The 11922-nt window shown below is 69.5% G+C and carries 12 protein-coding genes; 10 read left to right on the top strand and 2 right to left on the bottom strand.

Annotated elements, in window-relative coordinates; translation table 11 throughout:
- Positions 1–48: 48 nt before the first annotated feature.
- The 3 genes from ACGFNK_RS07635 (at position 49) to ACGFNK_RS07625 (ending at position 5338) form a co-directional block, all read left to right on the top strand.
- On the top strand, positions 49–2088 hold the full coding sequence (locus tag ACGFNK_RS07635) for a protein kinase (RefSeq protein ID WP_393412910.1): 2040 nt from the start codon (positions 49–51) through the stop codon (positions 2086–2088).
- 143 nt (positions 2089–2231) lie between these two features.
- Positions 2232–3797 (top strand): PstS family phosphate ABC transporter substrate-binding protein, encoded by a 1566-nt coding sequence (locus tag ACGFNK_RS07630; protein WP_393412908.1) that lies wholly within the window; start codon positions 2232–2234, stop codon positions 3795–3797.
- Between the two features lie 101 nt (positions 3798–3898).
- Entirely contained in the window at positions 3899–5338 is a 1440-nt protein-coding gene (locus ACGFNK_RS07625; protein ID WP_393412906.1) for a M28 family peptidase, read from the top strand.
- A gap of 3 nt (positions 5339–5341) precedes the next feature.
- Here ACGFNK_RS07625 and ACGFNK_RS07620 read toward each other — a convergent pair whose 3' ends face one another.
- Entirely contained in the window at positions 5342–6124 is a 783-nt protein-coding gene (locus tag ACGFNK_RS07620) for an SLATT domain-containing protein (protein WP_393412904.1), read from the bottom strand.
- 289 nt (positions 6125–6413) lie between these two features.
- Here ACGFNK_RS07620 and ACGFNK_RS07615 point away from each other — a divergent pair, with 289 nt between their 5' ends.
- From ACGFNK_RS07615 to ACGFNK_RS07600, 4 genes are all read left to right on the top strand, one after another.
- Positions 6414–6758 carry a YbaB/EbfC family nucleoid-associated protein gene (locus tag ACGFNK_RS07615; protein WP_165339968.1) on the top strand — a complete coding sequence of 115 codons (345 nt, stop codon included), beginning with the start codon at positions 6414–6416 and terminating at the stop codon, positions 6756–6758.
- 111 nt (positions 6759–6869) lie between these two features.
- A complete protein-coding gene (gene recR, locus ACGFNK_RS07610; RefSeq protein WP_386342609.1) occupies positions 6870–7469 on the top strand; it encodes a recombination mediator RecR in 600 nt (199 codons plus the stop codon).
- 34 nt (positions 7470–7503) lie between these two features.
- Complete coding sequence (locus tag ACGFNK_RS07605; RefSeq protein WP_386342610.1) at positions 7504–8163, top strand: DUF5063 domain-containing protein; 660 nt, start codon at positions 7504–7506, stop codon at positions 8161–8163.
- A gap of 92 nt (positions 8164–8255) precedes the next feature.
- On the top strand, positions 8256–8999 hold the full coding sequence (locus tag ACGFNK_RS07600) for a phosphotransferase family protein (protein ID WP_393412901.1): 744 nt from the start codon (positions 8256–8258) through the stop codon (positions 8997–8999).
- Between the two features lie 30 nt (positions 9000–9029).
- Here ACGFNK_RS07600 and ACGFNK_RS07595 read toward each other — a convergent pair whose 3' ends face one another.
- Complete coding sequence (locus ACGFNK_RS07595) at positions 9030–9449, bottom strand: hypothetical protein (RefSeq protein WP_393412899.1); 420 nt, start codon at positions 9447–9449, stop codon at positions 9030–9032.
- 77 nt (positions 9450–9526) lie between these two features.
- Between ACGFNK_RS07595 and ACGFNK_RS07590 the strand changes: the two genes are divergently transcribed.
- The 3 genes from ACGFNK_RS07590 (at position 9527) to ACGFNK_RS07580 (ending at position 11873) form a co-directional block, all read left to right on the top strand.
- Positions 9527–10339, top strand: coding sequence for a helix-turn-helix domain-containing protein (locus tag ACGFNK_RS07590; protein WP_393412897.1), 813 nt, complete (start codon positions 9527–9529; stop codon positions 10337–10339).
- Complete coding sequence (locus tag ACGFNK_RS07585; RefSeq protein WP_393412895.1) at positions 10336–10521, top strand: DUF397 domain-containing protein; 186 nt, start codon at positions 10336–10338, stop codon at positions 10519–10521. Before ACGFNK_RS07590 ends, ACGFNK_RS07585 begins: the two co-directional genes overlap by 4 nt.
- A 305-nt stretch (positions 10522–10826) precedes the next feature.
- The gene (locus ACGFNK_RS07580; protein ID WP_393412893.1) at positions 10827–11873 is read left to right on the top strand and encodes a hypothetical protein; all 1047 of its coding nucleotides are present in this window, start codon (positions 10827–10829) and stop codon (positions 11871–11873) included.
- Positions 11874–11922 lie beyond the last annotated feature (49 nt).

The following is an 11922-nucleotide window of genomic DNA, read 5'->3' as shown; positions in this document are numbered from 1 at the left end:
CCGCACTATCCTCACCTCTGTCGCACACGCAGGGGAGGGGCGCCGGCCATGGAGAAGCTGGGACAGGGGGAGCCGATGGGCATCCCCCAGGCCGGAGGCGGGGGACGGATCGGCGCTTACCGGCTGCTGGCGCGGCTGGGGTCAGGCGGGATGGGGAACGTGTATCTGGCGCGTTCCGACCGCGGCCGGACCGTCGCCGTGAAGCTGGTGCGACAGGAGCTCGCCCAGCAGGAGGAGTTCCGGGCGCGGTTCCGGCAGGAGGTGCGGAACGCGCGGCGGGTCGGGGGGTACTGGACCGCACCCGTCCTCGACGCCGACACGGAGGCCGCGATTCCGTGGGTCGCGACCGGCTATGTCGCCGGGCCCTCCCTCCAGACCGTCGTCGGGCACGACCATGGCGCGCTGCCCGAGCGTTCCGTACGCATCCTCGCGGCCGGACTCGCCCACGCGCTCAAGGACATTCACGCCGCCGGGATCATCCATCGCGACCTCAAGCCCTCGAACGTGCTCGTCACGATCGACGGCCCCCGCGTCATCGACTTCGGCATCGCGCGCGCCCTGGAGACGGTGACCGACGGGGGACTGACGCGTACCGGCGCGCTCGTCGGCTCGCCCGGGTTCATGGCCCCCGAACAGGTGCGCGGCGACCGGATCACACCGGCCTGCGACGTCTTCTGCCTGGGTTCCATCCTCGCGTACGCGGCTACCGGCGACCTTCCCTTCGGCGCGGCCAACAGCGGGGTGCACGCCCTGATGTTCCGCATCGCGCAGGAGGAACCGGACCTGGAGCGGCTGCCGGAGGGCCTCGCCGATCTCGTACGGCTCTGTCTGCGCAAGGACCCGGCCGCCCGCCCGAGCCTCGACGACATCCTGGAACGCACCGGCGCGGAGGACACCGTCGCCGAAGGCCGCAGCCGCGACCCCTGGCTGCCGAGCATGCTGGTGGCCCAACTGGGGCGTCATGCCGTGCAGTTGCTGGACACCGAGAACCCGGAGGGCCCGGAGGACACGGAGAATCCGGAGATTCCGGGGCTTCCGCGGGAGGCGGCCGAGGCCGCCGCGGGTGCCGGGGAGGCGGGGCCGGCCGGTCCGGCGGGTTCCGCGGGAGGTGCCGCGGGTCCGGCCGCCGTGAACGTCGCCAAGCCCCACGCCCGCACCCCCGAGCACGCCCCCATGCCCGAAGCCTCCCGCGAACACGCCCCCGCCTCCGACGACTCCGCCCCGCCCCCGCCGGGCGCGCCGGGCCGCGCCCCGCTGGATCACCTGCCCACGGCGCTGGGCGGCTCGGGCCCGACGACTGCGCCGCCCCATCCGCCGGGCCCGGCCTACGGCTATCCGCACCAGCACCCGCAGCCCGCCGGGTACGGCTACCCGCAGCAGCCCGGCACCTGGGGTGCGACGCCGGCGTACGCGCCCGCGCCGGGCTCGACTCCCCCGTACGGGCCTGCGTACGGGCCGGGAGCCGACGCCCCGCAGCAACCACCCCAGCGAAGCGGTCGTTCCACCGCCTTCCTGATCGTGGTGGCCCTGGTTGTCGCGCTCGCCGCGGGAGGCTCGGTCTACGCGCTGATGAGCGGCGGCGGGGACAACCATCGCGCGGGCGGCGACCCCACAGCATCACCGACGACGAGCGCACCCACGACGGCGGACCCGACCAACCAGGGCCCGGCCCCGGATCCGACCGCCCAGCCGTCGAAGACCGCGGAGGAAACCCCGGCAGGCGGCTCGATCCCCACCGAGTACCTCGGCAGCTGGACGGCGGTATTCGACACCGGCGACGGGAGCAACACCCGTCGGCTCACCATCCAGCAGGGCGGGGTGGGCGACATCGTGCTCTCGCTCACGGCGGACGGCCCGGAAGGGGCGAACGGCGAGGGTACGTACCACTGCGTGTTCCAGGCGGAACTGGCCGAGCCCCCGACCGCCGGCGGCCCGCTCCGTATCGGCCCCTCCACGGTCACCGTCGGCGAACCGCCCACCTCCTGCACCCCGGGCGAGGCCACGGAGCTGACCATCCTCCCGGACGGCAGCCTGCGCCGTGTGAACACGGCGGGCAGCGGCGAGCTGACGTACAACAAGGCGGACTGAGCGGCGAGTTGACGTACACAACTGCGTGAAGTGGCTGAACTGCCGCTGAACTTCCGCTGTCGTGTCCGTAATGTCCCCATCGAGGGTCGTACCTTGATCCCGCAGCAGGCGCCCGCCGCGTAGTGCTCGGGGGAGTGGCTCACGTGCAGGATTGGCTGAGCGCGGAGAACGTCATCGCGCTGACGACGGCAGTGGTCGGTGTCGTGGCGTCCGCCGTGATGGTCTGGTACGAACGCCGGGTACCGCGCCGCAAGCGGATCGGCTACCGCGTGCAGATGGACAACCCCATCGGCCACGATGTGCGTTCGGGCCGCGCGAACGTACGGCTCGGGCTGTTCGACGAGGCCCCGGACATGTCGGATGCGACGCTGGTGCTGCTGCGTGTCGAGAACGACGGCTCGCAGAGCATCGCCGACAGCGACTACACCGGGCGCGAACGGCACGGTCTCACCGCGGTGTTCAGCGACCGGGTGATCCGAGGTGTGTCGGTCACGCAGCCGGCCGGCACCGACCACCTCATGGACCACTTCACCCCGGCCGCGGGTTTCGGCTACCAGGACGGCGTCCTGCGCATCCCTCGCGTCCCGCTCAACCGCGGCGAGCACTTCAAGATGCTCGTGCTGCTGTCGGGCGGGGACGTCGGCTGCGGCATACGGCTCATCGGCGGCATCCGCGACGGCGAGGTGCACCCCAACCGCAGTGCGACACCGGACGAGCAGCCGCCGCTGTTCAGCCGTGCGGCCCGGCTGATCACCGTGCTGCTCACGCTCTGCGTGATCGCCCTGGCCACGATCATCGTCGCCCGGGACGACACCCCGCCGCCGATCGAATGCGAGACGGGCAAGCTGACGCTCACCGGGTCGACGGCGTTCAAGCCCGTGCTGGAGGACCTGGAGGACGAGTACGAGAAGGACTGCGAGGGCGCCGACATCACCGTGGACGCGCGCGGCAGTACGGCCGGGGTCAACGAACTCGCCGCTCTGGGCGCCCAGTCGAAGGGTTCGCCCGCCGTCATCGCCTTCTCCGACGGCCCCAAGACCATCGACGATCCCGAACTGACCGGAAACCGGATCGCGTTGTCCCTCTTCACCCTGGTCGTCAACGACGGCATCAGGCCGAGCGGGGGCCTGACCCTGGACGACGTACGCCGTATCTACCGCGGCGAGGTCACACGCTGGCGGCAGCTCGACGCACGGCTCCCCGACCTTCCCGTCGTCCTCGTCAGCCGCGACGCCGACTCCGGTACCCGGCAGATGTTCCAGCGGGAGGTGCTGGACAGCTGGGAGCGGGTGCCCAGCACCTCGCTGGACTGCCGCAGCAAGGACGACGCGTCCTCCCCCGTCACGCGCTGCGAACTCGACTCCACGCAGCAGGTGCTGGACACGGTCGCCGAGACCCCCGGGGCCATCGGCTACAGCGAGCTCAGCCAGGCCACCGAGCGGCGAGGCCTGCGCCGGCTCGCCATCGACGGCCACCAGTCCTCCGTCGAGAACCTGGAGAAGGGCGAGAACGCCTACCCGTACTACGGCCTCGAGTACGCCTACACCTACGGCCGCCCCTCCGCGAGCTCCCTCACCGACAGCTTCCTCGCCTATGTGCGGCGGGGCACCGCCCAGAGCGTGATCCGCGGCCATGGGCACGTGCCGTGCGAGACGGTGACCGGGGCCAAGCTCTGCGACGAGAAGGCCAGGAGCGACGAGGCCGGCTGAACTCCGGGCACCCTTGCCCCTGCTGGGCGCGTGCAGAACGATGGCAAGTCACGTGTTCCCTCACCCGTGCACCCCCGTACATCCGTGTTCCGGGAGGACCCATGCGCCCCAGCAGAAGAAACGTCCTGGCCGCGGCGTCGGCAGCCGTGGCGGTGTCCGCCGACGCGGTCACCGCGCAGGCCAAGGGCATTGAGCCCACCGGTGCGCGTCCTCCCGCCACCGCCCAGCCACCTTCCCGCGAACTCCGCGCCCTGTTACAGGAGATCGACCCCGACCGCATCGAGGCGACCGTCCGCAAACTCGCCTCCTTCGGCACGCGGCACACGCTCTCCTCCCAGGACGACCCCAAGCGCGGCATAGGCGCGGCCCGCGACTGGATCCTCGCGGAGATGAAGTCGTACGCGAAGGCCTCCGGCGGCCGGATGACGGCCGAACTCCAGTCGTACGTCCAGCAGCCGGCGAACCGTATCCCCGTGGCCACCCGCATCACGAACGTGGTCGCGACCCTGCGCGGTTCGGTCACACCGGACCGTATCTACGTGGTCTCGGGCCATTACGACTCCCGATGCAGCGACCCCATGGACGCCACGTCGGACGCCCCGGGCGCGGACGACGACGCCTCGGGGGTGGCGGTCGCCATGGAACTGGCCCGAGTGATGGCGGGGCTCCCCCAGCCTTCGGCCGGGGGGACCCCCATCTCGCTGCGCTCGCCGGCCGCGACGATCGTGTTCGCGGCGGTGGCGGGGGAGGAGCAGGGACTGTACGGGGCGGCGCACATGGCGCAGCGGTTCCGGTCGGCCGACGCGGACGTCCAGGGCATGTTCACCAACGACATCGTGGGCAGCTCGACGGCAGACGACGGCACGAAGGATCCGTACACGATCCGCCTCTTCGCCGAGGGCGTCCCCACCTCGGAAACGCCCGAACAGGCCGACACCCGCCGCTCCGTGGGCGGCGAGAACGACTCCGCCACCCGTCAGCTGGCCCGCTTCGTGAGGGACACGGCGGACAACTCCGCGACCGGCATGAACGTACGCGTCATCTACCGTCGCGACCGCTACCGCCGCGGCGGCGACCACATCCCGTTCCTCGAACGCGCCTATCCCGCCGCCCGTTTCACCGAGCCGGCGGAGGACTACGCGCACCAGCACCAGGATGTACGGGTCGAGAACGGCAAGCAGTACGGGGACCTGCCGGAGTTCTGCGACTTCGCCTTTATCGCCCGCGTGGCGCGCGTCAACGCGGCCGCCCTGTGGAGCCTGGCCCAGGCTCCCGGCACACCGCGGGGTGTCAAGATCCTCACCGCCGCGCTCACGAACTCCACCGAGCTGACCTGGACGCGCGGCCCCGAGCCCGACCTCGCGGGCTACGAGGTGGTGTGGCGCGAGACCACGGAGTCCGACTGGACGCACGTGATACGGGTCGGCGACGTGACGAAACACAAGGTCGACCTGTCGAAGGACAACGTGTTCTTCGGGGTTCGGGCGGTGAGCAGGGCGGGGTATCGGAGCCCGGTGGCGTTCCCGGATCCGCAGGCGTAGCCGTCACCGAGCCTCCGGCGGCCGCTGCCGAGGCATGTTCGGCCGCGCCCCCGGAGTGAGCGGCGCCCGCCCGCCCGAACCCGAGTCCGGCCGCGAAGCCCCGGACACAGAGGACTGCAAGCCCAGCGGAGCGGACCCGGTACGGAACTCCACCATCCAGTCCGCAGTCTCCGCCCGCACCAGCTCCGTAACATCCTCGGAGAACCGCCGCAACACCCCGAGGCACCGCTCGGCGGCATCCGCAGCCGTCCCCTCCGTAGGCCCGAGAACCTCCCGCACACACTCCGACGTCCAGTCGAACTGCAGCGCCTGAAGCCGCCGCTGCACGGCCTGCGCCGTGGCCACATCCCTTATCCACCCGGACGTGACCCCGAAGAAACGGTCCACTGCCACACACGCGACCCCGCCCAGGAGCGCCAGATAACCCCAGGGAGCCACACCGCCCGCCACCCCCGTGAGGTCGAGCACCGGCAACGCCGCTCCGGCCACCGCGCCCACAGCCGTACCGGCCCGAAGCACCCGGGCGCCCCGTCGCTTCCACCCCCGCCCGGCGAGATACCAGGAGGCCGTGGCGAGTGCCCCCGCCTCCACCCACCGGTACAGCTCATGGAGCCGTTCAGCCGGCTCCGCCCAGTCACCGACCGGAAACGGCCGCCCCATCAGATCACCGGGCGTCGGCGCACCGGGCAGAACACCTCTCCCATATCCGTCAGCAACACCGTCCCCCCGCCCGTCACCCCGACCGTCCTGGGCCGACCCCTCGGGCTGCATCTCCGGCTGGCTCACCGACGCTCCCTCATCATTACGTTGCGTGACGGTACCGTGGCGCAAGGGTGCCGCAAGCTGCTGAAGCGCCCAACCCTTACTACCTCCCAATGGGTGGCGATGGCCCCGGTATCGGGGGTTTTACGCTCGGACGTGGTCCTTGATCAGGTATAGGCAATCGCCTTGCGTCACTCGAAAGAGTGCTGGAGCGATGCCGCTGTAGACCACGTAGGCTCATGCCCAGACGGGGAAACGCCCGCGCGGGCGGAAGACCCCTGCCCGGACAGCCGTACGAAACCAGGAGCTGATCGTGATTCCCGGTGGTGGCCAGCCCAATATGCAGCAGCTGCTCCAGCAGGCCCAGAAGATGCAACAGGACCTCGCGAACGCGCAGGAGGAGCTGGCGCGCACCGAGGTCGACGGTCAGGCGGGCGGCGGCCTGGTGAAGGCCACCGTGACGGGCTCCGGCGAGCTGCGCGCCCTCAAGATCGACCCGAAGGCCGTGGACCCGGAGGACACCGAGACCCTCGCCGACCTGATCGTCGCGGCGGTCCAGGCGGCCAACGAGAACGCGCAGGCGCTCCAGCAGGAGAAGCTCGGCCCGCTGGCCCAGGGACTGGGTGGCGGCAGCGGCATCCCCGGCCTGCCGTTCTAAGTCAATCCGGCCGTCTCTTCTAAGAAGGCCGGACGCCAACTACCGTACGTACCAAGAAAGCAAGCGCGACTACGGTACGTACCGAGAGAGCGTAAACAGGAAGGCAATCCGTTGTACGAAGGCGTGGTTCAGGACCTCATCGACGAACTGGGGCGGCTCCCCGGCGTCGGTCCCAAGAGCGCGCAGCGGATCGCCTTCCACATCCTGCAGGCGGAGCCGACGGACGTGCGGCGTCTCGCGCAGGCCCTCCTCGAAGTGAAGGCCAAGGTCCGCTTCTGCGCCACCTGTGGGAACGTCGCGCAGGAGGAGCTGTGCAACATCTGCCGCGATACGCGCCGCGACCTCACCGTCATCTGCGTGGTGGAGGAGCCGAAGGATGTCGTGGCGATCGAGCGGACGCGAGAGTTCCGGGGCAAGTACCACGTGCTCGGCGGCGCGATCAGCCCGATCGAGGGCATCGGCCCGGACGACCTGCGGATAAGAGAACTCCTGGCCCGCCTGGCGGACGGCACGGTCACGGAGCTGATCCTGGCCACGGACCCGAACCTGGAGGGCGAGGCGACGGCCACATATCTCGCCCGCATGATCAAGCCCATGGGCCTCAAGGTCACCCGCCTGGCCAGCGGTCTGCCGGTCGGCGGTGACCTCGAGTATGCCGATGAGGTCACCCTGGGCCGCGCCTTCGAGGGAAGGCGGCTCCTGGATGTCTGAACGTTTTTTGCTCATGAGGAAGGTCGGCTTCTAGATGTCTGACGCCACGCTGCACGAGACCGCTCAGGACCCGGGTGACTTCGCGGTCCAGATCGCGGACCAGATCGAGAGTTTTCTCGTCGCGGTCACCGAGGTGGCCAAGGGCGACGAGCCGGACTCGGCCGTGCCCTTCCTTCTCCTCGAGGTCTCCCAGCTGATGCTGGCGGGCGGCCGCCTGGGCGCCCACGAGGACATCCTTCCCGAGGAGCGTTACGAGCCCGACCTCGGCCCCGAGCCGGACGTGGACGAACTCCGCGAGCGCCTGGCGGCGCTTCTCGACCCGATCGACGTCTACTCCGAGGTCTTCGACCCGTACGAGCACCGCAAGGGCCGGGTCCCCGCCCGTATCTCCGACGACCTGGCCGACGTCATCACCGACCTCCGCCACGGCATGGCCCACTACCGCGCGGGCCGCACCACGGAAGCCCTGTGGTGGTGGCAGTTCTCCTACTTCTCCAACTGGGGCTCCACAGCCTCCGCCACCCTCCGAGCCCTCCAGTCCCTGGTGGCCCACGTTCGCCTGAACCAGCCCCTGGAAGAACTCGACGGCCTCGACACCGACCAGGACCTCAGCGAGGACGCCCTGGAGGAGGAGGCCGGCAAGGTCATGGCGGAGGAACTGGCGGGGCCGCTGGGGTTGCGGGAGGTCAAGTAGCGCGGTGAGCCAGTGCAGCAGCTGGCTGAGGTCAAGCGCCGGATGCGGGAGTAACAGAGCAGGGCTGACCCTGCCCAGGAGGAACTCGCGGTATGGCCGACGCCTCTGATGACGTCGTTCCGCTGGCCGGAGGCCGTCTCACCAAGGGTGTCGTCCGCGTCGCCGACACTGTCCGCAGACCGGCTTCGGCGGCTTCGCCGTTCGTTGCCGCGTTGCTCGGCTTGTTGGAGAACCGAGGGTTCGCGGGAGCGCCGCGCTATCTGGGCCGGGACGAAGCGGGGCGGGACACGTTCAGCTATCTTCCGGGCTGGGTTCCGCCCAAGCTCCAGCAGTGGACCGACGGGCAGGTCGCCGCAGTCGGCGCCCTGGTGCGTGCCATGCACGACGCAACCCGTCGCAGCGGCCTCGCAGGGCCGCACCAGGTCGTGTGCCACCACGATCTGGGACCCAACAACACCGTCTTCCAGAACGAGACACCGGTCGCCTTCATCGACTTCGACACGGCCGCGCCAGGCAGCCCGCTGGAGGATCTCGGCTATGCGGCCTGGCTGTGGTGCGTTTCGTCCAAAGCTCAGGCGCCACCGGTCGCTGTCCAGGCCGCGCAGGTGCGTGTGCTGGCTGACGCCTATGGCCTGGTCGGCCCGGAGCGGGGTGTACTCGTCGATGCGGTGCTGGAACGCCAGGCCCGCAATGCTCGCTTCTGGGCGGAGGCACAGGTCAATCCGGGGGCCGTTGAGGCCACTTGCCGACAGATCGCCGACCGCATCGCCTGGTCTCGGCGCGAGCACGCGTACACCACAGCCAATCGCGAGGTCTTCGAGGCTGCCCTCACATAGCAATGAGCAGTTGCCGCAGGCGCTCCGCCGTCATGTTCCGCGAGGGCCGAGCACCGCCCGCAGCCGCACCGCCTCCACGTAAGGCGCCGTGACCGTCGGCTCGCTGTACCACTGCAACGGCCAGGTGTTCCCGTCCAGCGCCGGGACCCCGATGTATGTGACCGTACGGCTCCCGGCCCCGCTGCCGAACCGCTGCACGCCCAGCGGCCACTCACACGTCCGCGCGGCCCCCGGTGCCAGCAGGAAGTACATCCACCGGAACCCGACCGCCTCGCAGACAACGGGCCCCGCGTCGCCGTCGGCCGCCTCGATGAGTTCGGCGGCGACCTGTTCTCCTCGTACGCCCTGGATGCGGATCGCGTCGAAGTGGACGCCGGATACGCGGAGTTGGTGGCCGGCGAGGGGGACCCACTCGGGTTGGTAGTGAGGGATTGCGTTCGTCATGGTCACACGATGGCGAGCACCCGGATACGCTCGGTAGTGACTGAGGGGATACACGCCGGGGTGTATCAGTCGGAGGTGCCGCAGTGTCAGTCCAGTACCACTCCGTTACGCCGTCGCCGATCAACTGGCGTTACAGCGGCAACCAGTTGAAGCGGTGGCGTATCAAGGCGAACGTCAGCCGAGAGGAGTTGGGCGCCGCCGCCAACTACTCGCCGGACACGATCAAGTCCATGGAGCAGGGCGTACGGATGCCGACGCCGCGTGTGCTCGACGCGGCGGACGAGCTGTGCCGGGCGGAGGGCTTACTGAGTGCGGCGAAGGACTACTTGCAGAAGGAGAAGTTCCCGGCGCGTTCCCAGGACTACATGGGGCTGGAGCGAGAGGCGGCCATCATCGGGTGGTACGAACTCGTGCTCATCCCAGGCCTGTTGCAGATGAATGCGTACGCACGACGGCTGATCGGCGATCACTACCCGCCGCTTGACGAGGAGACCGTGAACGAGCGGGTGGAGGCGCGGACGGAGCGCCGCGAGTTGCTCAGCCGCAAGCCGCTGGTGGTGTGCAACTTCGTCTTGTACGAGGCGGCCCTGCGCGGCCCGCACGTGGACAAGGAGCAGTTGCTCGACTTGCTTGAGGTAGGGCAGATGTCCACCGTCTCGATTCAGGTGCTGCCCTTCGATCGCGCTGTACCTGCGGCACTGCTGGGGCCCATGGTGTTGCTTGAGACCCGTGACCATGAACGATTCGCCTTCGACGAAGGGCAGTTCGCGAGCAATCTGTCCTTTGATCCAGCTGTGGTCAGCTCGCAGGCCGAGCGGCTTAGCATGATCCGCGCAGTGGCCCTCAGCCCGGCTGAGTCGGTCAGATCCATCGAGCGGATGGCAGAAGAGCTATGAGCGAGCAGCTGAAGTGGTTCAAGTCGAGCTACAGCAACTCCGAAGGCGGGGCCTGCGTCGAGGTGGCCACCAGTCCCACCATCGTCCACATACGCGACTCCAAGCTGAGCGACAGCCCGGAACTCACCGTCCCCGCCCCCGCCTGGAAGGCCTTCGTTTCCGCAGTTCAGCCCGGAGCTTGAGCTCCGAGACCCGAGCCCTTCCCCTGGGTTCTGGGTTTGGTGAAAGTCAACCCAACCAACCAAGTCTGTACGTGAGTTGAGGGCGCGTAACTCGTAAGAGTGACGTTCCGTGATCGGCTTGCACCTGAACGTAAAGTCACTCTAGGTTCGCGGCAAAAGATCGGCCCCGGTCGGTGCGCCAACACCGGCTCCGGGGCCTGGCCCTACGGATCGAAGAGGACTCGATCGTGGCTTACGCCCACCCTAGCCCTGCCCTGCCGCGCCCCACCCACCCCATGGCCAAAACGGGCTACGGAAAGCGCGCCGTGGGTGACGAATCCCCGCACGCGGACGCGGACTTCGCGCATCTGTGCCCCCGAGACGCCGAGTTCGCCATCTTCATCGACCACCTCGACGACGGCCACGCCATGGGCCACAAGGTGATCGCGGCGGAGCACCCCCGCTATGGCCAGCAGGCATCCCGTACGTCCCTCAGGAGCCTCACCGAGTTCGGCCACCTCCGCTGGATCAAGGAACACATCACCGTCGAGGACAATTCGATGCGATGGGTGACGCGGACGTACTGGTCGCGTACGCCCAGGTCACTGGAGTGGTGGGCCGAGTTCGCGCGAGAGCGCCACGGCAGGGACGTAACGCAGAACTACCAGCCGGGCCTGGCCCGAACAGAGTCGCCCGCGCCGGATCCAACCCCCGCTTCGGACGCGCCTCCGACAGCGGATGCCGAGCCGACTCCGGAGGCAGAACCGGCCCCCGAGCCCAGTGCCGCATACCTCGCACTCGCTCAACTCCGCGTCACGGACCCTCGTATGGCCCTCTCCGAAGCCGAGTGCCGGGCGCTCGAACCCCGCGCCGCCGAGTGGCTGGCACGAGGCGCAACCCCGGCCGACATCGCCCGCGCACTGACCGGTGGGCTGCCGCCCACCGTCACGAACCCGGGCGGACTCGCCCGTACCCGATTGGAGAACAAGATGCCTCCGAAGAAGAACGAGACCGCCGAGTCCGGCCCCGGCCGCCCCCTCCGTGCCCGTGTGACCCGCGTGATCATGGCGTGCGCCACCTGCGACGCGGACGAGCGGACGGCGAAGATCATCCGTGGCGTGTGCGAGGACTGTCGCGCGGAGGAGGCGGAGCTGGGGATGACGCCGGAGGACGTCAAGAAGGGCTTCGAGGAGATCGCCCACATGGGCACCGCGACCGCTCGTCTCCTCAAGCTGAAGCTGGAACGGCGTACGGGCGGACCCGTGCCCGACACCTTCCGCCCCGTGCCCATCGAGGACCGCGTCCACTACCACTACCGCGACAACCGCGACCGCATCGCGAACGGCCTCCCGCCGAGGCGGTGGAAGCCGTGACGGTCGAGAACGGGCACTTGGCTCTGCGCTCGACGCCGGCCTGATCGCC

The sequence above is a fragment of the Streptomyces sp. NPDC048825 genome, from assembly GCF_043198355.1.
Classification (GTDB): Bacteria; Actinomycetota; Actinomycetes; order Streptomycetales; family Streptomycetaceae; genus Streptomyces; species Streptomyces xiangluensis.
Note: the sequence above shows the minus strand (reverse complement) of the source record. Positions and strands in the feature narration are given on the sequence as shown.

Excerpts from the sequence above, each read along its gene's own strand:
- ACGFNK_RS07605 (WP_386342610.1), top strand. The coding sequence starts at position 7,504 with ATGTCTGACGCCACGCTGCACGAGACCGCTCAGGACCCGGGTGACTTC.
- ACGFNK_RS07625 (WP_393412906.1), top strand. The coding sequence starts at position 3,899 with ATGCGCCCCAGCAGAAGAAACGTCCTGGCCGCGGCGTCGGCAGCCGTG.
- ACGFNK_RS07600 (WP_393412901.1), top strand. The coding sequence starts at position 8,256 with ATGGCCGACGCCTCTGATGACGTCGTTCCGCTGGCCGGAGGCCGTCTC.
- ACGFNK_RS07635 (WP_393412910.1), top strand. The coding sequence starts at position 49 with ATGGAGAAGCTGGGACAGGGGGAGCCGATGGGCATCCCCCAGGCCGGA.
- ACGFNK_RS07585 (WP_393412895.1), top strand. The coding sequence starts at position 10,336 with ATGAGCGAGCAGCTGAAGTGGTTCAAGTCGAGCTACAGCAACTCCGAA.